Source organism: Saccharophagus sp. K07, from assembly GCF_014336955.1.
GTDB lineage: Bacteria > Pseudomonadota > Gammaproteobacteria > Pseudomonadales > Cellvibrionaceae > UBA5868.
Genome location: NZ_QRAI01000010.1, coordinates 1 through 24,631, shown reverse-complemented (window position 1 = coordinate 24,631; position 24,631 = coordinate 1). Strand labels below are relative to the sequence as shown.

The 24,631-nt window shown below is 48.4% G+C and carries 24 protein-coding genes; 9 read left to right on the top strand and 15 right to left on the bottom strand.

The annotated features are described in order from the left end of the window. The 4 genes from DWB84_RS18685 to DWB84_RS18670 all read left to right on the top strand — a co-directional run. Positions 1 to 672, top strand: a 672-nt coding sequence (locus tag DWB84_RS18685) for a hypothetical protein (protein ID WP_222868282.1), incomplete at its 5' end; no start/stop codon positions are given. Positions 673 to 738: 66 nt separating this feature from the next. After that, positions 739 to 1,641, top strand: coding sequence for a hypothetical protein (locus DWB84_RS18680; protein ID WP_187411337.1), 903 nt, complete (start codon positions 739 to 741; stop codon positions 1,639 to 1,641). A 66-nt stretch (positions 1,642 to 1,707) separates the two neighbouring features. After that, the gene (locus DWB84_RS18675; protein ID WP_187411336.1) at positions 1,708 to 2,595 is read left to right on the top strand and encodes a hypothetical protein; all 888 of its coding nucleotides are present in this window, start codon (positions 1,708 to 1,710) and stop codon (positions 2,593 to 2,595) included. A 66-nt stretch (positions 2,596 to 2,661) separates the two neighbouring features. After that, the gene (locus DWB84_RS18670) at positions 2,662 to 3,558 is read left to right on the top strand and encodes a hypothetical protein (protein ID WP_187411335.1); all 897 of its coding nucleotides are present in this window, start codon (positions 2,662 to 2,664) and stop codon (positions 3,556 to 3,558) included. A 397-nt stretch (positions 3,559 to 3,955) separates the two neighbouring features. Here the strand turns inward: DWB84_RS18670 and DWB84_RS18665 are convergent, their stop codons facing one another. The 7 genes from DWB84_RS18665 to DWB84_RS18635 all read right to left on the bottom strand — a co-directional run bounded on the left by DWB84_RS18665 (position 3,956) and on the right by DWB84_RS18635 (position 10,603). Further along, the gene (locus DWB84_RS18665) at positions 3,956 to 5,002 is read right to left on the bottom strand and encodes an IS110 family transposase (protein ID WP_222868281.1); all 1,047 of its coding nucleotides are present in this window, start codon (positions 5,000 to 5,002) and stop codon (positions 3,956 to 3,958) included. Between the two features lie 157 nt (positions 5,003 to 5,159). Next, complete coding sequence (locus DWB84_RS18660; protein WP_187411334.1) at positions 5,160 to 5,603, bottom strand: hypothetical protein; 444 nt, start codon at positions 5,601 to 5,603, stop codon at positions 5,160 to 5,162. Between the two features lie 145 nt (positions 5,604 to 5,748). Then, complete coding sequence (locus DWB84_RS18655) at positions 5,749 to 7,545, bottom strand: hypothetical protein (protein ID WP_187411333.1); 1,797 nt, start codon at positions 7,543 to 7,545, stop codon at positions 5,749 to 5,751. 462 nt (positions 7,546 to 8,007) lie between these two features. Next, a complete protein-coding gene (locus tag DWB84_RS18650; protein WP_187411332.1) occupies positions 8,008 to 8,505 on the bottom strand; it encodes a hypothetical protein in 498 nt (165 codons plus the stop codon). Positions 8,506 to 8,634: 129 nt separating this feature from the next. Then, positions 8,635 to 8,817: an addiction module protein gene (locus tag DWB84_RS18645; RefSeq protein WP_222868280.1), complete on the bottom strand. Its 183-nt coding sequence runs from the start codon at positions 8,815 to 8,817 to the stop codon at positions 8,635 to 8,637. Positions 8,818 to 9,220: 403 nt separating this feature from the next. Next, the gene (locus DWB84_RS18640; protein ID WP_187411331.1) at positions 9,221 to 9,658 is read right to left on the bottom strand and encodes a hypothetical protein; all 438 of its coding nucleotides are present in this window, start codon (positions 9,656 to 9,658) and stop codon (positions 9,221 to 9,223) included. A gap of 333 nt (positions 9,659 to 9,991) precedes the next feature. After that, on the bottom strand, positions 9,992 to 10,603 hold the full coding sequence (locus DWB84_RS18635; RefSeq protein ID WP_187411330.1) for a hypothetical protein: 612 nt from the start codon (positions 10,601 to 10,603) through the stop codon (positions 9,992 to 9,994). A 126-nt stretch (positions 10,604 to 10,729) separates the two neighbouring features. On the opposite strand from DWB84_RS18635, the gene DWB84_RS18630 reads away from it, so the two are divergent. The 3 genes from DWB84_RS18630 to DWB84_RS18620 all read left to right on the top strand — a co-directional run bounded on the left by DWB84_RS18630 (position 10,730) and on the right by DWB84_RS18620 (position 15,074). Next, positions 10,730 to 11,707 (top strand): transposase, encoded by a 978-nt coding sequence (locus DWB84_RS18630; RefSeq protein WP_187411329.1) that lies wholly within the window; start codon positions 10,730 to 10,732, stop codon positions 11,705 to 11,707. Between the two features lie 347 nt (positions 11,708 to 12,054). After that, the gene (locus tag DWB84_RS18625; protein ID WP_187408337.1) at positions 12,055 to 12,999 is read left to right on the top strand and encodes an IS5 family transposase; all 945 of its coding nucleotides are present in this window, start codon (positions 12,055 to 12,057) and stop codon (positions 12,997 to 12,999) included. A gap of 287 nt (positions 13,000 to 13,286) precedes the next feature. Continuing rightward, positions 13,287 to 15,074, top strand: a complete 1,788-nt coding sequence (locus DWB84_RS18620) for a hypothetical protein (protein ID WP_187411328.1) — start codon at positions 13,287 to 13,289, stop codon at positions 15,072 to 15,074. Positions 15,075 to 15,311: 237 nt separating this feature from the next. Here the strand turns inward: DWB84_RS18620 and DWB84_RS18615 are convergent, their stop codons facing one another. Further along, positions 15,312 to 15,689: a hypothetical protein gene (locus DWB84_RS18615; RefSeq protein ID WP_187411327.1), complete on the bottom strand. Its 378-nt coding sequence runs from the start codon at positions 15,687 to 15,689 to the stop codon at positions 15,312 to 15,314. A gap of 419 nt (positions 15,690 to 16,108) precedes the next feature. Continuing rightward, complete coding sequence (locus DWB84_RS18610; protein ID WP_187411326.1) at positions 16,109 to 16,426, bottom strand: hypothetical protein; 318 nt, start codon at positions 16,424 to 16,426, stop codon at positions 16,109 to 16,111. 599 nt (positions 16,427 to 17,025) lie between these two features. On the opposite strand from DWB84_RS18610, the gene DWB84_RS18605 reads away from it, so the two are divergent. Further along, positions 17,026 to 17,208 carry a transposase gene (locus tag DWB84_RS18605; protein WP_187411325.1) on the top strand — a complete coding sequence of 61 codons (183 nt, stop codon included), beginning with the start codon at positions 17,026 to 17,028 and terminating at the stop codon, positions 17,206 to 17,208. 446 nt (positions 17,209 to 17,654) lie between these two features. On the opposite strand, the gene DWB84_RS18600 is transcribed toward DWB84_RS18605, so the two are convergent. The 6 genes from DWB84_RS18600 to DWB84_RS18575 all read right to left on the bottom strand — a co-directional run bounded on the left by DWB84_RS18600 (position 17,655) and on the right by DWB84_RS18575 (position 23,269). Next, positions 17,655 to 18,428: a 7-cyano-7-deazaguanine synthase gene (locus DWB84_RS18600; RefSeq protein ID WP_187411324.1), complete on the bottom strand. Its 774-nt coding sequence runs from the start codon at positions 18,426 to 18,428 to the stop codon at positions 17,655 to 17,657. A gap of 344 nt (positions 18,429 to 18,772) precedes the next feature. Next, a complete protein-coding gene (locus DWB84_RS18595; RefSeq protein ID WP_187411323.1) occupies positions 18,773 to 19,135 on the bottom strand; it encodes a hypothetical protein in 363 nt (120 codons plus the stop codon). A gap of 682 nt (positions 19,136 to 19,817) precedes the next feature. Further along, positions 19,818 to 20,711 (bottom strand): hypothetical protein, encoded by an 894-nt coding sequence (locus DWB84_RS18590; protein WP_187411322.1) that lies wholly within the window; start codon positions 20,709 to 20,711, stop codon positions 19,818 to 19,820. Between the two features lies 1 nt (position 20,712). Next, on the bottom strand, positions 20,713 to 21,924 hold the full coding sequence (locus DWB84_RS18585; RefSeq protein WP_187411321.1) for a hypothetical protein: 1,212 nt from the start codon (positions 21,922 to 21,924) through the stop codon (positions 20,713 to 20,715). A 14-nt stretch (positions 21,925 to 21,938) separates the two neighbouring features. Next, the gene (locus DWB84_RS18580; RefSeq protein ID WP_187411320.1) at positions 21,939 to 22,757 is read right to left on the bottom strand and encodes a hypothetical protein; all 819 of its coding nucleotides are present in this window, start codon (positions 22,755 to 22,757) and stop codon (positions 21,939 to 21,941) included. A 287-nt stretch (positions 22,758 to 23,044) separates the two neighbouring features. Beyond that, a complete protein-coding gene (locus tag DWB84_RS18575) occupies positions 23,045 to 23,269 on the bottom strand; it encodes a type II toxin-antitoxin system RelE/ParE family toxin (protein WP_187411341.1) in 225 nt (74 codons plus the stop codon). A 217-nt stretch (positions 23,270 to 23,486) separates the two neighbouring features. On the opposite strand from DWB84_RS18575, the gene DWB84_RS18565 reads away from it, so the two are divergent. Next, complete coding sequence (locus tag DWB84_RS18565; RefSeq protein WP_187411319.1) at positions 23,487 to 24,464, top strand: transposase; 978 nt, start codon at positions 23,487 to 23,489, stop codon at positions 24,462 to 24,464. The last annotated feature ends 167 nt before the right edge of the window (positions 24,465 to 24,631 follow it).

The following is a 24,631-nucleotide window of genomic DNA, read 5'->3' as shown; positions in this document are numbered from 1 at the left end:
TTCAACTCCACCAATATGCCCAACGATCATTGGGGCTTTGCAACACCGTTGAGTCGCACGTGGGCCTTTTGGGGCCCATGGATGACTGGGTGTAAAGCGGAATTGCATATGGCTGTTACTGTGCTCGGCCGTCAACCCGAACACGCGTTCGATCTCTCCTTTTTTCACCCCCGTGCTTTTGAGATGGTGTTGGTTCAATATCTTAATGATCGCTATGGTCATGAGCATTGGGATGTGCAAACACATATCCCTCGCTGGCATGGTCCTGTGGATTGGCGAAGACACAATCATCTGCCGGTCTTTAGTGCCAGCTGCAAAATCTATAATCAAGGGCCGGACCCCGATATCACCAACAACTTATCCTATCCGGATCACTTGTTCCTTTTCCCAATTACCGACCAGCACTTTGTTCGCATCACCTTTGTGCAACACCTCTACAGCCGCGACGATCGGCACAAGCTCACCTTTGACACCACCCCCGTCCAAGCCCTTCAAGATGCGATTTTGAATAGCATCAGCCTGGAATTAAGCCCCGAATCCCAGACCAGCTACAACAAAGTAAAAGCAGAAGTTGGGGATATGCAATTAACCCCTACCTTTGCGCCTTTGAAGTGGCCGGTGGGGGTAGAGGAGTCAACGGCGCAGCAAGACTCCCTGTTTATTGAGCGGTGAGTTTCGAATTGGGCCAGAGCGTGGTGAAAGACTTGCGCCACAAATTCAAGCGCTGAGGTTGATGGCATGCGTAATTATTTCAAATACCCGCCGCTGGAGTGGCGCAAGCGCAAAGAATACTGCGTACCCCAAGGGCCTAGCTTTGCCTGGGCGCCTTGGACCACTCTGCATCTGGCCGGCAACCGGCTGCGTTTTAAAGCCCCTAGGCATAGTCCAAAATTTTCGTCAGTGGAGCAAACCCGCGTATTACCCGGCCACGATATTCTGGAAGATCCCAGGCTTAGTCATTACAGTTCTACCAATATGCCCAATGATCATTGGGGGTATGCAACACCGTTGAGTCGCACGTGGGCCTTTTGGGGCCCTTGGATGACCGGATGTAAAGCGGAATTGCATATGGCTGTTACTGTGCTCGGCCGCCAACCCGAGCACGCGTTCGACTTCTCCCTTTTTCATCCCCGTGCTTTTGAGATGGTGTTGGTTCAATACCTTAACGATAGCTATGGGCATAGGCGCTGGGGGGATGAAGGCCCTGACGCGCTGATTCCCCGCTGGCATGGTCCTTTGGACTGGCAAAGACACAGCCATCTACCGGTCTTTAGCGCCAGCTGCAAAATCTATAATCAAGGACCGGACCCCGATATCACCAATAACTTGTCCTATCCGGATCACTTGTTCCTTTTCCCAATTACTGACCAGCACTTTGTTCGCATCACCTTTGTGCAACACCTCTACAGCCGCGACGAGCGGCACAAGCTCACCTTTGACACCACCCCCGTCCAAGCCCTTCAAGATGCGATTTTGAATAGCATCAGCCTGGAATTAAGCCCCGAATCCCAGACCAGCTACAACAAAGTAAAAGCGGAGGTTGGGGATATGCAATTAACGCCCACCTTTGCGCCTTTGAAGTGGCCGATTGGGGTAGAGGAGTCAACGGTGCAGCAAGACTCCCTGTTTATTGAGCGGTGAGTTTCGAATTGGGCCAGAGCGTGGTGAAAGACTTGCGCCATAAGCTCAAGCGCTGAGGTTGAGAGCATGCGTAATTATTTTAAATACCCGCCGCTGGAGTGGCGCAAGCGCGAAGACTACTGCGTACCCCAAGGGCCTAGCTTTGCCTGGGCGCCTTGGACCACTCTGCATCTGGCCGGCAACCGGTTGCGATTTAAAGCACCTAGGCATAGTCCACACTTTTCGTCAGTGGAGCAAAACCGAGTTTTGCCGGGCCATGACGTTTTGGCGGATTCCAAACTAAGACATTTCAATTCCAACGATATACCCAACGATCATTGGGGCTTTTCAGCACCGCTGAGTCGCACGTGGGCCTTTTGGGGCCCTTGGATGACCGGATGTAAAGCGGAGCTGCACATGGATATTACTGTGCTCGGCCGCCAACCCGGGCACGCGTTCGACTTCTCCTTTTTTCATCCCCGTGCGTTTGAGATGGTGCTGGTTCAATACCTTAACGACAGCTATGGACACGAGCATAGGGGGGGAAATAAAAGCCATATTCCGCGATTTCACGGCCCGGTGGACTGGCAACGACACAGCCATCTACCGACCTTTAGCGCCAGCTGCAAGGTTTATAAGCGAACGGAAGACCTAAGCGTCCTCCTTCAGCCCGACCATCTGTTCTTTTTCCCCATTACAGACCGACATTTTGTTCAAGTCACCTTTGTACAACACCTCTATAGCCTCGACGAGCGGGGCAAATTCACTTTCGATCCCACCCCGGTCCAAGCCCTTCAGGATGCCATCTTTAACAGCATCAGCCTGGAATTAAGTCCGAAATCCCAAGCGAGCTACAACAAGGTAAAAGCAGAAGTTGGGGATATGCAATTAACCCCCACTTTTGCGCCTTTGAAGTGGCCGATTGGGGTAGAGGAGTCAACGGCGCAGCAAGACTCCCTGTTTATTGAGCGGTGAGTTTCGAATTGGGCCAGAGCGTGGTGAAAGACTTGCGCCATAAGCTCAAGCGCTGAGGTTGAGAGCATGCGTAATTATTTTAAATACCCGCCGCTGGAGTGGCGCAAGCGCAAAGAATACTGCGTACCCCAAGGGCCTAGCTTTGCCTGGGCGCCTTGGACCACTCTGCATCTGGCCGGCAACCGGTTACGTTTTAAAGCACCTCGGCATAGCCCAAAATTTTCGTCAGTGGAACAAGCACGAGTCTTGCCGGGTCATGACGTGCTGGCGGATTCCAACCTGAGGCATTTCAACTCCACCAATATGCCCAACGATCATTGGGGCTTTGCAACACCGTTGAGTCGCACGTGGGCCTTTTGGGGCCCATGGATGACTGGGTGTAAAGCGGAATTGCATATGGCTGTTACTGTGCTCGGCCGTCAACCCGAACACGCGTTCGATCTCTCCTTTTTTCACCCCCGTGCCTTTGAGATGGTGTTGGTTCAATATCTTAATGATCGCTATGGTCATGAGCATTGGGATGTGCAAACACATATCCCTCGCTGGCATGGTCCTGTGGATTGGCGAAGACACAATCATCTGCCGGTCTTTAGTGCCAGCTGCAAAATCTATAATCAAGGGCCGGACCCCGATATCACCAACAACTTATCCTATCCGGATCACTTGTTCCTTTTCCCAATTACCGACCAGCACTTTGTTCGCATCACCTTCGTGCAACACCTCTACAGCCGCGGCGAGCGGGGCAAGCTCACTTTCGACCCCACCCCGGTCCAAGCCCTTCAGGATGCCATCTTTAACAGTATCAGCCTGGAATTAAGCCCGAAATCCCAAGCGAGCTACAACAAAGTAAAAGCGGAAGTTGGGGATATGCAATTAACCCCCACCTTTGCGCCTTTGAAGTGGCCGGTGGGGGCGGAGGAAGTGGCCGATGAGCAGCGGAATTCCCGACTTATTGAGCGGTGACTTTCGTCGAGCGGTAGGGCGGTAGGGGGTCACCCATTAGGCTTTTTGTCAACTACGAAGTAAATAATATTCTCCCGCTCGCTCGGGAAGTCGATTAATCGACACGTTCTTTAACAATCTGCGCCCGATTTCTCATTGGTATGGTGTCAATGTAATTGCACCAGTCACCCATCAGGATCAAGCTGTCTGTGACAGCCCTGGCTTACGCCCCAGAAAAACATCGGTACCGTACTTTATTCAATCGATTAACAGCTCTGGGAGCTGATATCGCTCAACCTCTGCTGACTTAAAGCATGGGCAGTGTTTTAAAACGCATCTCAAAATAGAGGCAGAGCTGGGCCAATCAGGTCTATTGGTTTTTCCAACCCCAAGCACTGGTTACCCAGCTCCACCAACCTTAAGCGAAAAGTCGGCTTTCGTCGTAAGCCTCTCCTTTTCGCATTATCCAGTAGCACGCCCTTGCAATCTTGTGAGCCAGCGCCTTTCTGGCAACAACCACATTGGTAGCCTTGCTTTTTTGCTGATAGAACCGCTTGGCCTTTTCGCTGCGACGAATCGCAAAATTAGCAGCTTCAATAAAAGCCCATGCAAGATAGCGATTGCCATTTTTTCGGTTATTCTGACCTTTGGTTTTACCATTGCTCGTTCGTCGGCTTTCAACGCAGCGTGCGTAAGAAGCAAAATTTCCAGGGCCGTCAAACCGACGAATATCTCCGGTTTCCAGCAGGATTGTTTCAGCGAGTACGTCACCGATACCTGGCACCGTTTTGAGATTGGTGAAGCTCTCTGACGATTCCAGCTGCTGCAGTATTGCTTTTTCAATTGCTTTGATCTGTTGGGTTAATGATCGAATGACGATAATTGAGCTTTTTAATGACAACTGCGTATTCTGGTCGCCAAAGACAGGAAGTGAAAATTTCTTCGCTTTCACACTGGTAGCTTTAATGGTTTCGCCTGTGTGTAGCTGAATAAACGACTTTAGCCGGATAATCTCACGACTGCGATCCTGCACAAGCTGAATCCGTTTACGTACAAGGTCGCGCAGCCCTCTGGTGGCTTTTGGATAGATATATCCGGTCGGCAAAATATCGAGCCGCATTAAATGCGCTAGATGAAATGCGTCGTAGCGATCATCCGTGCGTTTGAGGCCGCTGTACTGGACGACCTTGGCAGTATTGACAAGGAGCACATTGAAGCCGGCTTCTTTCAGGCTGTCGACGAGCCAATACCAGTTGTAAGTCGACTCCACCGCTACGGCTTTTAATCGCTTTTTATAACGAGAAAGTGCTTTGATAACCAACTCAGCTTTGTTATCCACCTTTGTCTCCAACAGACGCAGGTCTTTGTCATTGATCACGCAGATAACGGAATTATTTGAATGCAAATCGATTCCACAATAAAGTGTCATGGCAGCCTCCAATGATGTGTTTTCGTCGACAATCATTGTACCCCGCCACCAACTGGTGGCGGCGAGGCTGCCTTATGTTTATCAGATCTTACATTTGACATGACTTGTCATTGTGGATGTGTAAATTGTAAGACCTGAATTTTTTCGGTATTTGTAAAGCAGTTTTCTCGTAAGATCAATTTTATCTAATTTCTTACTGAAAGTTTACCACTTCAAAATTCTGTATGGTCATCGACTCATCTACCCTCCACCCCGCAATGCTCCTGAAAGACTCCTTGTATTTTTCCGAATACACAAGCTCACCGAACTCTACATGTACTGCGAATGCACTAATCTTCGCTGGCGTAGCCTTCCCAACTTCGCCGTAAGTGATCTGCGGCTCGGATACATTCGTTAATTGCTCAAGAACACCGACCGGCAAAGCAACTTCGCCTACATCTGTATGGATGCGAACCGACGTCGTTTTCCCGCTGTTATCAGCTGCAATGGTGATTTGTACTCCGCCGAAAGGAGCGGGCAGAGTCGTTCTGTACTGCCGCTCCTGCCACGAAGCTTCGTGGCCAAAGGGGATAACCTCTGTAGCGCAGCCAGTAATAGGCAGCAGAGCTAAAAGTGGCGCAACAAACAAATGCTTCATGAGGATCACCTATTATACTTCTCGGAAAGCCGGAGAATTTCGCGCTTAAGCTCCAAGGAAAGGTTAAAGTAGCGCGCGTTGCTGAGGTGATAAAGGTGGTGCGCATTACCAAAGGGCAATCCGCACTTTTTTGAGATTCCGCTTTTTATTCCGGCAACTGGTAAAAATCCGGTGAAAGGTAGCTTTTCCCCCAAAAAATTAACTGCCCAGCACGGGTTAACGCGGCCTGCGAAGAAGAAATTCCTGAGAGTGGTAATTCGGAATAAATAGCAACCGCGTTTAAACCATGCGGCACTGCATTTATTGCAAAAAAGCCATCAATGTCATTGGGAAATGAGGCATTGATACTTTTTACTGTGCCATCCTGCTTTAGGGCTAAATAAATTGGATAACCACCGGCAATGGTCACTATGTCATCCAATTCTGGGGCCACTTCGATCACATCTGAAGATTCTGGATTCCAAGTGGCGACTGTACCATTGGAGCGCAGAATAAAAATGTTGTCATAGGAACCGCCAACAGCACGAATCATCGACGGGCCGGAATAGGTTTGCAAACCATGAGAATTATGCACTCGCCAAGCAGTAAGCTCGCCCTTGTCATTCAGTGCAACAGAATAACCTCCGCTGTGTTGTACCGACACAATGTTACGCAAACTTGCAACAAACTCCGCTTCTTGCGCGTTTAAGTTTGCTGACGACAGAAATACCGTTCCATCGGTTTTTAGAATAACGACCTGCTGGTTACTGCCTGTAACCACAAAATCTTTAACATTTGAAAATGTCTTTGTCATATCACCAAAGGGCATTCCCGGAAAACGAAACGCCCAAACACTGAGTGTGCCGTCAGAATGAAGAGCCGCGTTGGTTCTGGTGCGCGCATCTACTTTCACAACAGGAGCGTCACTACCGAGAATTACCGGGCGATCGCTCATTGAAAGAATTTCACCGTCCGTTTTCAACAATAAAGAAAAATCCGCTGCAATACTAATGACCCCGCCCGCTAAATCAGAAGGCAACAAACTGGCGAGCTCATTCCCCCATGCCATTAAGCGTCCATCCTTTTTTTGCGCAAGGCCATGAGTCGATGCGACAGCTATATGCTCCACGCCCGGCAAGGTTCCTATCTTGTCTACCTTCATGCCCGACATATTGATCTCCCAGCGAACCAGATCTCCATTTGCCAACAGCGCATAACTTCTGTCACCTTCAGCAGCGATGGCAATTGCACCAAATTCATTGGTCAATCCCGGTGGAATACCAGCAGAATAGCTTCCCCAAGAAACAACGGTCCCATCATTTCGCAGCGCCAAATTATGATGATCCCCAGATGCGATGGCGACTATCCCACGGAGATGATCAACCTTGGCAAATTCATCTCGGGAAAAACAACATGCGAGCGGCCCATCCCAGCCAGTGACACGTCCATCGCTATGCAATACCAATCCATGATCTTTGCCTGCGGATATAGCAACCACATTGCGTAGATTGGGCGGCATCTTGCTTACGCCCTCGCCCCAGCCCCACGCCTCAACCGACCCATCATTTTTAAGGACCAGCGTGTAATCTTGGTCAACCGCTAACGCATTGACATTATGCAGATTATTTGGAAAGTGCGGCGCGGTCTCAGAACAACTCCACGCCTCAACGGTTCCATCACGCTTTACTGCCGCGTTGCCAGCAATGGATACAACATCAACCAAATTCTCCGACATACAAGTTTGCAGTCCCCACGTCGTAGGTCTGCCGTGCTCATCCACATAAAAACTCACTCCTGGCTCGGCAAAAATTCTCTTAGGCGACTTTTCCGGCATCACAAAAGGCGTGGCCGGTTTATTACTGTAAAAAATGTAGGAAGTGCTGGGCTGCTCCTCCAATTTACCGCCACATGCTGCGAGCACCAAAGTCATGATTAAAATAAACGGCTTGCTAAGCACCGCCATAATTGGCTCCCTATGAAAGGCTTGATTCGTTGGATTAACGGCTTGAGTGGTTTTTTAAAGGCTTGAATGGCCCGTTTAAAGACTTGAGCGGTTTGCTTAGGCAACAATCAATACAAAAAATCGTCTTTAGACACAAAAAAAGAACCATACCCTCGACACAAACTTCTAAAGATTGATACAAGAATCGCCATTAATAACTCAATATTTAACCAACTTAAAGGATGAATTAGCGGAAGTGTGACCGTTTACAGCCTTCCTATAGACGAAATCAGACAAAAACAATCGTGATATAAGTGGGCTTTTATCATGTATTCAATGAAATCTGAGCCTGATTATCTCAAAAAAGACGTTTGACTTTTCAAACGAAGAGAATTCCGATTATGGCAATAAGGGGGATAAAATGGGGATCAGGCCTTACAATTTACACACCCACAATGACAAGTCATGTCAAACGCCATCCTCTTACCTTAGCTCGTTTCGATGAAATTTGACTTCGAATGTCTGAAGGTACCGCTCTCGCTCAACGTTATCCAATGATTTCAGCTCATCAAATGGCGAAGACGACATAATCGCTACCGCCGCGCTTTTATCAAAGCGAAAATCGCCATTGGACTCTATAAGTCTAAGCCCTACTATATTGTTGTTTTTATCCAATGTTATCAAGAAAGATGCGGGAGAGCCGGTCCGAACTGGCGGTCGTGTCCAATTGCGATAAATTACTGATGTAATCAGATTGGCGCACTCAATTGCCTCGTAACACTCATCATGTAGGCGATCTACGCTTTGATAGGTAACCGTCATAGGGTTCCAGTCCAAAGGTGTTACATTCTTCAACTCGTCAGCCTCAATACGCTCAGGCTTGACGTAGGTGGCATTTCCGGGCGCAGTCGAACAGCCGATGGAAAGTAGCGCAAATATGGGAAGAAGAGAATTCTGTTCAAGTTTTTTATTAATCGCCATAGTCAGTACCATTCGAGAAATTAATCTCGATGCTCGCCCCAAAACTCACCACCGAGAGTTCCTCGCAGCGCTTTGTAGTCATTAACGGCATCGCGCAATCCCCGCGAGCTGGCGCTAAAAATTTTACTTTCAAAACTTTTTCCCCAATTCAGCAAATACGTCAGCAGCATCCACCGCTTCCAGTTCCTCTGCGTGATAATCCGCAAGCCTATCCTCAGCCACCCTCAACCATTCCGCATCAATCGACGCATCCGGCTTATCCAGGCTAAATATCAAGGTCTCTACCAACGCGGCGCGATCATTCGCCGGCAATTTAAGTGGGATTGCTGCAGGATCAAAGGGTCTGAGTTCTTGGACATCTTTCCGCGAGCGCCAGCTGCCTCCCCATTGCCGCAGGTAGACTTTTCGTCCTATAGCAGCCTCTATTTGCTTTACGAAATCTGATCCACCTACAAATCATTCCTTATTGGTGCACAATCGAACTCGATCCAGCAGTGAAACTGGCATTGAATAACACTCTGTAGGCCAAAAGTCGCGATGATGGTGTAGTGTCGCGTCGCAACAGAAACAAACAGAACGATTATTTCCCCTCTGGATAATATGCTGCGCGCAACCTGGCATATACAATCTCGGCATGCTGGCCATTTCTCAATTTCCTAAACTTAATTTTGAACGAAATCCTTTGCTCAATAAGCCGCTCTATAGTCACTTCAATTCAAGTACTCTGACCTTTTGATTGATGCACTTGCACCATTTCGCCTTCGTCAAAGTGAATTCTACGTAGTGCTGGCGTTGGATCATCATTCCGAAGCGCTTGGCTAAGGACTAGCAAATCTGGCTTTTCCAGAAATGAAAGAAAAATCAATTCAGGTCGCCTCGCATGAAAAATTCCTGGAAAAACTTTCATGGCATCGTCCCACTTAATCAACCATGCAACTCCATCGTGAGGCATTTCGAGAGGAAAGAGAAGTCCGCCGCAGTCAGCTTCAATATTTTTCCGAATGGAACCTAAAGGAGCTGGATTTGGAATTACAACTATCCACTTCGCCTGACCAAGCAGTGATAGAAGCGACGCATAAAAAATTTCACGTTCGTTTGAATGATCAAACTCCGGCCATTCAAGACGGGGGATTTTCGGGTTTATTTTTGACATGCTCTATAACCCTCTGATGGCGCCATGCCAAGCCAATTTCACGAGACCTTTCAATATTTCTTTTCCAGAAGCTGAATGCCTCAATATCCGCTCTCCCTGGACAATTTTCGAACCCTCAAAAACTTTGCCGATTCTTGCGTTTGCCATTAACTGGCCTTCGTGCGTGACAAAGCGGAGGATTGATTGGCCTGCGTTGTTATTAATACTAATGATGGTCAATCCGTCTTTGGCATTGTTGCTTCCATATAGCAGATCAATCCGGCCTACAACTGCTCCACCACTTTGACCTCCTACACCCAGTCTTGCAAATGTGGTTCCGGGCACTTTGAGAATTCAGATAGACCCGAGCGACCCTACCGCTATGGAAGTCACAATAAATACTCCTTTTCCTATGGCTTCTCCAAGCTTAGCGTCTTTTCCAACCCCCTTTGCCAATTCCGACCCAATCAAACCTGAAGCTTCACCGAGTACGTTATAACCATGCCCTCTATTGGCACCAATAAGCTGCGAAAATCCGTCACCGACAATATTCACCCCAAGCGCTGTCACGATTATACCAGCGCCAGTAGTACCTGGCTCCGGAACTATAATTCCAACCACACCAATCGCAGTTTCCACCACACCCAAAAGAATTTTTCCGGTACCCCACCCCAAACGGGGAGCCAACCCCATACGAACCTTAAAAATATCGGTCTCAACCGCCTCATTAAGATTTTCTGCCAAGCCACCAGCATCTATTTCAAATCCCCAGTTGGTCGTGTCCAGCTCAATAAGCTTGCCCGCCTTGTCGACCTCCCAGCCATCCGCATCGAGCATCGGATACATACGCACCCTGTATCCATCTCCCCCCGCCGTTGGATCTGCAAGAACTTTTAGTAATCCTATACCGGCATCTTCACCATAGTTGTCGATATAAGCATCCACTACCTGTTCAATAAGTGACATACATTTCCTCCCTTTCCTTTCAGATAATACTTTGTAGTGGCATAGGACCAACCCAGACACCCACCCCAATTATTGTTAATGAAGTTTTTGAGCTGTATATTTGTCCAGTATCACAAGGAGGTAGTCATGCCCAAAGCTCGCAAACATCAGATCTCACTAGATGCCACGCCCTATTACCATTGTGTAACTCGTTGCGTGCGCCGCGCCTTTCTCTGCGGCACCGATTCCGTAACCGGCCAGTCTTTCGAGCATAGGCGCCAGTGGCTGGAAGACCGGATTCTAACCCTGGCACAGATCTTTGCGATAGATGTAGCGGCTTATGCTGTCATGTCCAACCATTACCATGTAGTACTCCACATTAATAAAATCGAAAACTTAGCTTGGACTGACCAGGAAGTCTGCCAGCGGTGGCATCAGTTATTTAAAGGTACGATGCTGACACATAAGTTTTTGCGAGGGGAAGCACTGACCAATATAGAGCTCGACGCAGTTCGGCAGAAATTAGCGGAATGGCGGGAAAATCTTTGTAGCATCAGCTGGTTCATGCGGTTGGTTAACGAACCCATTGCTCGCCAAGCCAATCGCGAAGACCGTTGCACTGGCAAATTCTGGGAATCACGCTTTAAAAGCCAAGCCCTCTGCGATGAAAGAGCTTTGGCCGCCTGCATGGCCTATGTGGATTTGAATCCCATTCGAGCCAAAATGGCGGACACACCAGAAACATCCGAACACACCTCTGTGAAAAAGCGTATTGAGGTTTTAATAGAAGAGCAGCAACAACCCAAATCCCTGATGGCATTTGTTGGCAATCCTCGAGAACCTATGCCATATGGGCTACCCTTCCCGCTTAAGGATTATTTGGAGTTGGTCGACTGGACCGGTCGAATTATTCGTGAAGATAAACGCGGATCAATTTCTTCAAGCACACCATCCATATTGGATCGCTTGGCCATTGAACCCAAACATTGGCTGTTTATGAGCACGCAGTTCGAAAGCAAATTCAAAGGGTTGGTAGGTTGTGCATTCAGCATTAAAAAAGCGGCTGAAAAATTAGGCTACTCGCGATCGCCGGGCCTCAATATTTGTAAAGCAGTTTTCTCGTAAGATCAATTTTATCTAATTTCATAAAGCCTGCAGCTTTGCAGAGGCTATTTTTTTCTGCAATTCAGAACAAAATTAACCTCACGAAGAAACTCCTCTCTCCGTCAAAATTCAGCACGGTATTTTCAAATTCAGCGCGGTATTTTCGATAGGCAAGGTCGTGCTTCAAGTCTGTCGATTGCGGTGGGGCTTTCTACCCTGCCGCTTCTAAGAGTGGGTGTCCTTGTTATTGAAATATAAGAGTGGGTGTCCTTGTTATTGAAATAGAGCTTTAGGGAGGTTAGGGAGCCTCTGGTTAAGTCCAAAAATTTGGCATAATTAGCACAGCTCAACTCTTAGGGTAATCGATTATGAATCAGCTCACTTTTGCCGAAGCCGAATATAACGCAAAGAAGCGCAAAACCCGGCGGGAAAAGTTTCTCGAACAAATGGATACGCTGATTCCCTGGAAGCAATTGGAGCGCAAGATCCAGCGGCATTACCCCAAAAATGGCCAAGGGCGTCATCCCTACCCGTTAAATGTCATGCTGCGAGTTCACTGCATGCAGCTGTTTTACAATCTCAGCGACCCAGCTATGGAGGATTCACTGTACGAGATCGAATCCATGCGCAGATTCGCAGGCTTGAGCTTGAGCGGTTCCATACCGGACGAAACCACTATTTTGAAATTCCGCCATTTGTTAGAGCGCTACAATTTAGGCGAAGCCCTTTTTAAAGAAGTGAACCGCCATCTCGACAAACAGGGATTAATACTGAAAGAAGGTAGTATTGTTGATGCCACTATTATCGAAGCGCCCACCTCGACCAAAAATGAAAATGGTGAGCGTGATCCCGAAATGCATCAAACCAAGAAAGGCAACGAATGGCATTTTGGGATGAAAATGCATGTTGGCGTGGATGATACTTTGGGTGTTGTTCATACGCTAACTACCACGTCTGCCAATGAGCACGATATAACGCAATTGTCGGAACTGCTGCACGGCGAAGAGGGTACCGTTTGGGGCGACGCGGGATATCGCGGCGCAGAAAAAAGACCCGAGCTAAAAGATGTGGAAGTGGATTGGCTAATTAGTCAGCGTCCCGGTGTTCGCAAAACATTAAGAGGAATTGCCGCACGGGCAGAAAAAGCCAAGGCCCAAGTGCGAGCGAAAGTAGAGCACGTATTTTTAAAGATCAAACAGCAGTTTGGCTATGCCAAAGTGCGTTACCGGGGACTCGCCAAAAATACCAACCGGCTTTATGTTTTAGCGGGTTTTGCAAACCTGCTTACCTGCAAGAAATTCTTGCTGACCTAGGGTCAGTGCGCCTTAAATCTGGCAATTGGCCAGATTTAAGGCAAAACAAGTAGGAAAAACGGGAAAAATCATGCCTTTTCCGCCATGAATGAAATTGAGAATTATTCAAAAAATATGAGTGAAAAAATTTGAACTTAATCAGAGCTTCCTTAGATAATGGGTTACTAATGCAACTCTTAGGTATTTCTGTGAAGGGAATGGTTCTTCTTTTGTGTCGAAAATGATGATTTCCGTCGTATTGACCATCCCCCATCAGACCAATTAAACCTTCAAGCAGGGAATCGGTTATGGCCATGTGCAGAAAAATTTTTATTTTAATAATAATGACATTGGCGCTTGCTGCATGTGGCGGCAAATTGGGGCAGTCCGAGTCGCCGGCTGTTTTTTACAGTAATAAACCGGCAACACCTTTTGTTATGCCGGATAAGCCAGCTAAAAGAATTTTTACAGCCGCAGACGCCAGTTTTTATCTGGATGAGCAGGGCACACCTACGACCTGGGGGCGGCAAACTTGTATGCCGGACAACCTCGTTGACGTTGTATCTATCGCGGGCGGTGACTATGGATCGTTCGCGGCGGTGAAGGGGGATGGAACCGTCGAGACTTGGGATTGTTACCGTCAAACTCTGCCGATTCCGAGTGATTTGTCTAATGTCAAAGCATTGGCCGTAGGCTCGACGCACACCTTGGCTCTTAAGGGAGATGGTACGGTTGAGGCGTGGGGTGTGGGACCGGGAGTAACCAAGATGCCACCAAATCTGCGCGATGTTGTCGCTATATCGGCGGGCAAAGATCATGGATTGGCGTTGCATGGGGATGGCCGTGTAACTGCCTGGGATGGCCAATGTTGTACTTCGCAAGATGAATTCCCTCAAGTTGATCTCAGTGGAGTCGTCGCCATTGCTTCCGGGGAAAACCATAATTTGGCGCTGCGCGCTGATGGGACAATCGTTTCTTGGGGACCCCGTTCGTTTTATCCCTTGATCCCAGCGGGATTGACTGACGAATTTGGTGCAATCGCCATTGCTGTCGTACGCGGTAAGAGCTACGCACTGTTGGCGAATGGAGACTTAATCAGCTGGGAAAGAAGCTGGACTTCCCTCTCTGTGCAAAAGGTGAAAACGCTGCCGGGGGCGGTGCATATATCGGTAGATTTGAATCGCGGTCTTGCGCAAAAAATGGATGGAAGCTTGATGTCGTGGGGATATGGACTCGCCAGCTTGTTGCCTTCGGATCTGGCTGGCGGCGTCATAAACGCTGCATCGGATTTGACTTTATTGCTGAAAACGAACGGTGAAATTCTGCCATTAAACGACCGGCCAATTGTTCTCGGCAGTGACGCACCCGTTGTGCGGGTTGATGCAGATGGAGGTTTGTCTGCTGCTTTTCATACTGATGGCACGCTCAGTTTATGGGGATTTTTTATTCTGGGAGAAGCCGTAGCGGAAGTGGCGGAGACATTTGCGGATGTTAAAGATGTCGCTTTTGCAGATAGTCAAACGGTGGTTATTCTGAAAACCGATGGAACTGTATTTCTTCGGGCGATAAATTTAAATCCGCAAGAAGCAGAATTTGTCGCAAGTCTGCGTAACATTGTATCGGTGCAACGCAGCGGCGGTTATTTTGTCGCTCTAAATGACCAGGGCGAGCCCGTTGCTTGGCGACTGCATTATTCCGGCGAATTACAAATACATCACGGCCCATCAATGGTTAGCGCTGTTGCCGAATCGACCTTCAATATTCTCGTGCTGCGCACAAATGGCACAGTAGCAATATGGGATCCCGAATCTTCCAGTGTTACGGATGTGGGCCCAGGGTTGGATGACATAATTGCAATTGCTGGCGGATATTCGACCCATTTGGCTTTAAAGCAGGATGGGACATTGATCAGCATAAATGCCGAGTTGCCCGACTGGCTCGATGAATCCGCTGAGCAAAGTACAATACCAGCAGGCTTGAAAGATATAGTTGCGATTTATTCCAAATCATCTCAAGCCGCATTAACTCGAGATGGACAACTGATTGCCTGGGGTAAGAGCCACCTTCTATTCGATTTTTATCAGTTGCCGGAATAGAAAAAGAAAAGCTGGGGAATCCAAGGTGGGCTGGAGGCGAGGGCCTAATCATTGCAGCAATAGCGCCAATTATGAGGCCGAATTCTCGCTCAATGGATGCGCTTTTCCTCCGCACAAGACTGTCATCCTCGCGAAAGCGGGGATCCATATTTTCGAGCTTTGGAGAAGCTGGATTCCCGCTTCGCGAGAATGACGGTAATCGGGGCAAGAAAATTCAAGTGCTCTGCCACTCGATTATCAGCAAGAAAACAGCGCCTGATCTATGCGAAGTATCCAAGCGCCATCCTTACGAACTCGCTTCGAAAGTGTCGATCTTTCGATTTTGCGTTCGCACTTTGCGGATCTTATCAATAGCGAACGAAACGAGGAATCGAAGCTTTCGGCTTCCTTTTCATCAGAGAAAAATCGCCAACCGTCTTGCTGACCCGGATCCAGCTCGAATCTCAGTGGCTGCGACACAGCGTCAGCCCCGTCAAATTCAGCTATCACCTGCAATCTGTCATCGGTCGCGTTTTCAAGAAAAACAAAGCTGGGACTGGGCTCTTTGCAGGCTGCAAAAGTTAAAAACAGGAATGTCAGAAATAAACGAGAAACTAGAGACATGGTCACTTCCATTGAATTCTTGAGAGCCAAATCAAGCGCATTAAATCTTTTTCACTAACAATAGAATCGTTGACGAGCTGAGAAAAACTTGCCTTCTGCTTCTTATCATCGTAGTACTTCATAAGATCTATTGGGCCAGAGGTTGGATACCCGGGCGTAGATTTTTTTACAGCCTGGGAAATGACCCCGGTGGTCCCTTTGTGACCCCAGGATAGACTTATGCCGCCCGCAGCTTTTAACACCGAATGACCGAACTCATGTGCACAAACCAGCATAAAGTCGTCATCCGCAAGCTTTGTGCTAGGGAAAAATCCTTTGTTGTAAATGAATCGGGCGTCCACCCCAAGGACGCCAGCATTAAACGAACGGCCGTAATCTTTCGTACCCTGCTCGATTTTAAGAATTGCAGGCAGTGGGCTATCAGGCTTATGTTACGCGGTCACGCTTACTTTATATAAAGATCCATTGACTGTGATATCCCGACTCCAATATTTGCCTATACCTTGCGCCGCAAGGCTAATCAAATTTAGGCGTTCTGTCTCTGCTAACTTCGGACTCTTGAAATTGATATGGACTGTGATGGCGATGCTTTTTGTAGCCGACATTACAATAGTGTCCGCCCATCGGCTGCTATGTTCACGCTTATGTGGCTTACCGATCTGGTAGGGTTTATCAATTGCCGCATGTACAAAAGAATGGAATTTCTCTTCGTCCGATCTCGTAGCGCTTGCTTCAGCGGTCTGGTTCATGGCATCTCCTTATGATGGGCTAGTCGAAAGCGGCGATGTTAACAGTTGCGAATCCTGAGCAGCAATACCGTTTGCGCAACCACTCCGTCGCGCGGAGCCTGCGGCCCCTAGGCGGGTAATATTACGTCGACAGTTCAATCCACCGACATAGTGGTAAATAAATCTGTCCCTTTAATGTTATTCAGACGACAACGAGAATCGATGTTACGCCAACTTTTCTGATCTTGTGGATAAAATAAATCTGGTCCCCATTAATTCTTGCCCCATTAATTCTTACGCCGATCTTTCTGAACTTGTGGAGAAATTAAATCTGATCCTACCCCTTTCCTGAATGCTTTCCCGATCACGAGTACATGTTACGTATTTTGGCTTCTAACCCTCCCGTTATTGAAAATCCATCCGAAGCAATGTGTACAAGCGCCGCATAGGGCTTGTTTTTGTCGCCAGCAATCATTCCAAGCTCCTCTTCAATATCATTGATAAAGACCACAGAGCGGCCAATGGAGGAATCTATTGCCGCCTCGACGAGGTCAGAGTGAACCTACCCCAGATTGACGCACACTCCTAAAAGGGGACAATACCCCCAAAGGAGAGTGTGTATGCCAAAGAAAAAACGACAGACGTTTAGCCCTGAATTCAAACGAGAAGCGGTTCGTTTGTTGAATCGTGGCGACAAAGAAATAGCCCAGCTGGCGCGGGAGCTAGGTGTTCGAAGGAATCAGCTTTACAAGTGGAAGGCTGAATGTGATAGCCGAGGTGAGTCCGCCTTTCCGCACCATTAATCCATGCCCGAAAGCCGTCGTTGAAAATGTCGCTAGCGCAGCGGCACTTGCAGCCGCACTTAACGTATTCTTTAAGGATGATCGAGCCATAAATACCTCTAGCTTTAATTAGTAGTACCCGAAATTGGATTTTGGCTTTTGCGTCTAAGCAGAATTTTTCTTATAACGGCTGGAAAATTTATCCGCCTTGACGCAGTGCACCAGAGGACTTGGAGATCTTATTGCGGTATTAGTTTCTTTCGTTGTGTTGATTCAGGATGGCGCACTAATTACCTATGGCGCTTTTGGCGCCAAAAAGTTGGTACTGACAATTCAGATTTGGCTTGATTTCTAATATTTAACTGTAAGGATTGACTTCCATTTTGCTTTTTGGGATGACCATATTTTAGCGATATAGACGCTCTGGCTTTAGCGCTAGTGTCTATTTTTCTAAGCGGTATAGCTATTCATTTACGTAGCGTCGCCAACATTCTTCTTGTAGCCTTCGCAGGTGAGGATAGCATCGCGTGAATATTCCCAATAAAACGTCTACGCGCTGGAACCCTCCATGCAAGACCTTCCTCTATTGTATATCTGCATGGATTGCACCGGCCACAAGGCTTCTCATTGAGCGGGCTATGACAAAACCAAGTCTTTTCCATAACGTCTTTCCAGCCATGCTGCTCCGCGATCTTGGCCATGTCTGTTTTGGTTAATTTTAGGATGGGAAACTCAAACCATTTGAAAATCATATGTTCATTTGATCCCAAAGGTTGATCCGCCAACACGGCTAGCTCGTTATCTGGGGTTTCTTTTGAAAGGAATGGAGCAACCACCACAGCAGCCTTATCGTCTTCATGTATACAAAGCTGAAGATTACCAATGCCCCGATATTTGCAATACCTCGCTAGCCAATCGTATTGACGCCCAATGAATCGGGTGCTTTTAATGGCATTAAATGCATTTGTGATTTCGGGATCTTCTGGTATCTGCGACACTGAAAAATAATTGGTCGGAAGCAAAAGTGACGCCGCAGCCACATCAATATCACTGATGCTCTGCCTAATGCGCTTCATGGTTAATAACTCAGTTCCGGTTGAGCGGCGGCTTTCATCAATCAAGTAAAAGGGCTCTACTGGCCGCTTATCAAGAAACAACAAACGGAGGAGTTGAAATGTTGAATCCCAACCACCAGTCCAAAGAATTTTGGCGGGTTCCAAATATACATCTTCGTGTTGCATATCGATTAGCTCCTTGTCGCGTAAGGAGGCGGCAGCATAATCGAGCCACTGTCACTTTTTCAAGGAAACGGGACAGGTTTATTTTATCTGGCATTTGCAGGCCTTCCCCCGGGCCTAATCTCAACTCTGACACCAATTCGCACCTCTACCCGATCAATGAAACAGGCGCCACCGAATCAAGAGGTCAGAATTCTTCGCCAAGCCAATCGCGAAGACCACTGTACTGGCGAATTCCGGGAATCCCGCTTTAAGTACACCATCCATATTGGATCGCTTGGTCATTGAATCCAAACATTGGCTGTTTATGAGCACGCAGTTCGAAAGCAAATTCAAGGGGTTGTCGGTTACGCTTTGCTACGCACGAGCGTGACCTTAATATCAAAGAACCTGGAATAAATGAACAATCCTAGCCAAGCGAAGATGAACGCAAACAAGCCTTGGAATAGTGAGCCGATCAAAACAACCAATACGAAATCGACAATGGACACTCCGGTAAAGGCGTAAAGCTCAATATCTGGCTCTTTCCCTCCAAGGAGAGACAGAGAATACAAGATCGTCAAAATGGTCGTAAGACCAATAACAGACCCTAAGATCATGACCTTTAAAAGTGTGCCCGCCGCAATTCTATTGCAGCTGAGAACCATAAGCTTACTCTCAGAGCCGGCAAGCTTCGATAAGGGGGTTTTGTATGCATCAGTGTCTGACATGAGGTTTCCTAGAAAATCAAAATGTTCTTAAAATAGCTTCAACAAGACAAATTAAACCATCCCGGTATATTTGCGTTTTGCGCAATTTCGATTTTATTTCGACATATATTCACTCCTTTATAAGATTTATTTCACAAATTGTTAAAGAGCGAGTTGATTTACGGCTCCCTGGACGAGTAGAAAAAATACCAGCGGAATTTCCTAATTCACTATGGCTAGTAAACGGTGCATGGCGATCTCCCTGAACCCTGTGCGCAAAACCGAGAAAAGACCGACCAAACGGCGACAGCGCAGAATGAAACGAATAAAGAAAATGGATGGCGCAGAATGCAGCGTTCCAGCGCATAGATGAAACCTGCGTCTGGAGCGGGGTCGGATTTTAGCGTCTCTTCCCCGATGAGCAACGTCCGTTTAGCGAAATGACGCGAAAAATCGCATATCGGCGCATACTGTCTTTCTTCGGCGAGCTTAATATCATGAAGCGCCGAAGCGTATGCAGCACTAGACGTAAAGAGATCGAAAAGGCGCCGGGTAACCCGGCGCCCTCCTCCTACCCCCTGGAATTGAGGCTGGGAAACCGATTTTAGAGGTTCGGGGGGAGACAGCAGCATTTTATGCGGCGGAAGAAGGTGCTCCGATGTAGTGACGCCCTCCCTGGACCGGGAGGGCGTGGCGGGCTAGGTTATGGACAAACATCCACGCAGCCGGGATTTTCTCCTGCCTCGGCCCACCGTTTCAAATACTCAATCCTTCCATCAATATATTCTACGAATGACTCTTTGTGCTTACCTGCCGCCAGAGGCTGGATTGGCTGTTTTGCCAAACGGCGCTCGCGTACTTCCTGGAGCATGACCAAAGGATCACCTTGGCCCAGTTGCGTGATTGCATTAACGGCTCGCGCTGCCAACGCTTTTGCGGAGTCATTGTCAATTTCCAAGCCCTTCGCCTTAAAGATCTTTATCCATTCGTCAGGATCCGCATGGGTCATTAAGTAGTTGTTGATCCACGGCATGGGTCCCTCTTTCGCTGCAAGCGTCAAGCCCAGAAAGCCGCCGGTGCGTGTCTGAATATAGATACTCTTCTCGCCCCTGGTGTCTAGTTGTTCAGGCGTGGAAAGGTAGTCGGCGAGTTTTTTGGCTGCGGCCTCGTCCGCAACCGCGCCTATGGTCCATGCAATATAATTCCAACTGGTAGCGAGTTCTTTGTGTTTCAGCATGGTAAACAACAGATCGGTATTGGCGCCACGATACACTTTGATATCTTCGTAGCGGGACCAGCTTAGGGCTGAACGCTCAAGCTCGCCGAGACCTAAATTCTTCAGCAATTCGCTCCGAGCCTTTTGGTGTGGGCTGGGCGGCAGATTGCTCATCCCCACCGCTCGGGCGTGCGCTTGCGCTCTCGACAGATTGTCATAGCCCCAGCGCTCCTGGCCGTCTTCCACGATAAACGAGCCATTCTCTACCATAATCGGCGCGGGTGGCGGCAGGACAATATCGGTTTCCTCATGCTCAGCAGTCTCTGCCTTCACCCAGTTAATCGGTGCCAGAATCAAAACAAACAGTATTAATCGTTTCATCTTATTTACCCCAGGGTTCGTAGCCGGCAAAGCCGATATGCGGTCTATTTGACTCGTGTTTGGTAAGCATGTCGCACTGCTCGCGGGTGACATAGGGGGCCTCGCCAACCCCGCGTCCATACATCAGGTCGTCACTATCACCGCTATGATCGTTGAATCCATAGGCATGAGTCAGTTCGTGTAGCAGTACCGGCCCCAACAAATGCCTTCTATTGTGTGTTTCGATGGCAAATTTATCCCTCAGCAAATCCATTCGCACGGCTATTTTGGTGCCGCCAACCTGTGCGCAGCCTCTTATTTCTCCACCCGCTCCTGGTGGGGACCCATCGCAACTGATAATTTCGGACACGAATGTCACCCCGTCCGGCAGATTGTGGATTGTAGCGTCGTCCACTCCATCTAACCCCCTGGGAAAGCCGTCCACATATCCCATAAATTTAAACTCGTACCAAACAGGGCAGGCAATATGCTTTTCGTCCGATTTGAACGGCGGTTCGAACATACCTGTGGCAATTCTTGATACTTGTCTGCCTATGGGCTTATTGCGTTGCATTGGCTCAAAAAAGCGGCTGAGCGCGCCCTTTAACTCAAACATGTCCTCATACATGGGATCGAGCAGCTCCAACTGGAGATAGAAGGGGATTTTGCGGATGACCGGGCGAAACACGCGCGCATCGTTCCAGCGGGACGAAGATACCACTTGGGGTGACTTATTCGGGTCGGGGTTCCGCTGCTTGTAGGTACGCTTAAAGTCTCTGTATCGCGCCACTGAATACATGGGTTCCTGGATGGGCTCCGCTGTAACGACAGCGATGGGTTGACCGGCTTGGGGGTAGGTGTATTGATACTGCTGGTTGTCGATTGGGCTGTAGTAGTCCGCCTCCAGAGTGAATTGAGTCTCATCAGGATTATTATGGAAAAAATGCTCGAAAAGATCGGGGCGGGTTGCTCTGTCGTTTTCGTAGAACATCATCGGAATAAACTCAAATTCGCGATTCAAAAGCACATAGCTTTTTTCAAACAGCCTAAACCCGCCATCAGGCACACCATCCACGATTTCGAACTCAGTCAGATCATCCGTTTGCCCATATGAGGTAGGTGTATAGCACACCACCGCTAAAGCGAGCACCCCAATCACGGAAAACAGTCGTTGTTGCAACACTGGCACTTGACTTTGAATAAACGCGCCTATTGATATCAAGATTCTATTCATGGGCTGTATCGCTCCTATTTTAAGTAAGGCTGAATGGCCTGATACCACACCTCGGCCATGGCGTGATAGCCTGCGGCATTGGGCATTAGGTTGTCGTGCCCTCTTGTTATACCGCGCGCCAGATGGTCGGCCAGCACAACCTGCGCGGCGGGGTTTTGTCGCTTAAAGTCAGCCACTGCCCGCTCTATGGCGGAGCCAATCGCTATGCTTCTCGGATCGCCATGCCTAAGCCCGGCAAAATTGGATACCACAAGCAACCCGGAGCGATTCAGGCTGTAAAAGCGCTGCATAACCGATTGCAAAAGCTGCATTTCCTTGGAAAAACTTTGCGGACCGATATTGTCGAAGCCCGTGGACGCAACCTCGTGTGTCCCCGCGTGTATCAACACGATATCCGCCGGAAAACGCCTTATAGGGTCCGGCACCATGAGCACCAGATCTTCCAGCCTGATGGCCGAAAAACCACTGTGCTTACGCAGGTTGGCCAGGGGATGCTCGGTGGAGGACGGGCCATTTTCTCGAACGCCAACAAAGGTTATCGACTTGCCGTCGGCTACGGCCATTTCCAGTAACGCCGGACGAAAGCCACCGTTGTTGGCGTAGCCGCCGGTGCCTACAGGCTCCAGGCCTTCCATAACACCGTCACCAAACGCCATGATGGCGCAGGGTTTGTTCGCCGGGCATACATTGCCCGTGGGAGAGCCAGAAGAACTGGCGGAACTGGAAGAAGAGCTGCCGGAACTGGAAGAAGAGCTGGATGCAGAATCACCGCCACCGCACCCATAAAGACTGATGAGGATCAAAAGTAGAAAGAGGGGTTTCCAATAATGCATGATATTTCCTTGCTCATTAAGAATAATTAAACATTATTCGGTTTCCTCACCTCGTCGTGGAAGCATGAACAGGAAAATGGCTGAGGACCGAAGAAAGTGAGCGCATATTAACGGAAGAAAAATACCTGTGTCCAGGGACTGCGCCCTTAGTTGCATATGTATAAAGATCCAGGAGACGGAGTCGCCCGTAGTAGCGAAGAACTGCTGTAATGGGGCGGTGAGAGGCGCCTGATAAGACACTCGTTGCGCTGCAAAAATAACGCGTTACTCTTCATAGGAAAACCTGATCAAGTGTCATTGAGCAGGCCGACGTCGCCAGAATTTTCATTCAAGTCGTGCAAAACACCGATTAAATCGCGCGATTGATGAAAGATCCGCACTATGCGAATGCGGGTTTGCAGTAAGCGGTAGAAAACGACATGGCTCTGGTAACGAAGGCTATACAGTCCGGCACGAATTTCCGAGCGCTTCCACCCAATTTCCGGGTGCATAGCCAACAAACTGATGTTCATACAAGCTTCCTCAGCAGACCTGATTAAAGTGGGGGATTTTGGCAAGGTCGGCCACAACTTAGCTGCCGCCCGCAAACCCCAGCTGCCGCCAGGCCTCATAGCTCACAATCGCCACAGCGTTGGACAGATTCAGGCTAACCCCCAACCCAGACACCCACCCAATTATTGCTAATGAAGTTTTTGGGCTGTATATTTATCCAGTCGCAAGGAGGTGGTCATGCCCAAAGCTCGCAAACATCAGATCTCACTAGATGCCACGCCCTATTACCATTGTGTAACTCGTTGCGTGCGCCGCGCCTTTCTCTGCGGCACCGATTCCGTAACCGGCCAGTCTTTCGAGCATAGGCGCCAGTGGCTGGAAGACCGGATTCTAACCCTGGCACAGATCTTTGCGATAGACGTAGCGGCTTATGCTGTCATGTCCAACCATTACCATGTAGTGCTCCACATTAATAAAATCAAAAACTTAGCTTGGACTGACCAGGAAGTCTGCCAGCGGTGGCATCAGTTATTTAAAGGTACGATGCTGACACATAAGTTTTTGCGAGGGGAAGCACTGACCAATATAGAGCTCGACGCAGTTCGGCAGAAATTAGCGGAATGGCGGGAAAATCTTTGTAGCATCAGCTGGTTCATGCGGTTGGTTAACGAACCCATTGCTCGGCAAGCCAATCGCGAAGACCGCTGCACTGGCAAATTCTGGGAATCACGCTTTAAAAGCCAAGCCCTCTGCGATGAAAGAGCTTTAGCCGCCTGCATGGCCTATGTGGATTTGAATCCCATTCGAGCCAAAATGGCGGACGCACCAGAAACATCCGAACACACCTCGGTGAAAAAGCGTATTGAGGTTTTAATAGAAGAGCAGCAACAACCCAAATCCCTGATGGCATTTGTTGGCAATCCTCGAGAACCTATGCCATATGGGCTGCCCTTCCCGCTTAAGGATTATTTGGAGTTGGTCGACTGGACCGGTCGAATTATTCGTGAAGATAAACGCGGATCAATTTCTTCAAGCACACCATCCATATTGGATCGCTTGGCCATCGAACCCAAACATTGGCTGTTTATGAGCACGCAGTTCGAAAGCAAATTCAAAGGGTTGGTAGGTTGTGCATTCAGCATTAAAAAAGCGGCTGAAAAATTAGGCTACTCGCGATCGCCGGGCCTCGGTATTTGTAAAGCAGTTTTCTCGTAAGATCAATTTTATCTAATTTCATAAAACCTGCAGCTTTGCAGTAAGCGCTCGACAAACCCCACCCTAGCCAGTCTCGGTTGATTCACCAAAGATACCCCCAGGTTTTTGACTGGGGTATGAATATGAATCTGACAAGCAAACAGCAATTCTGGCGAGACCATGTTTTG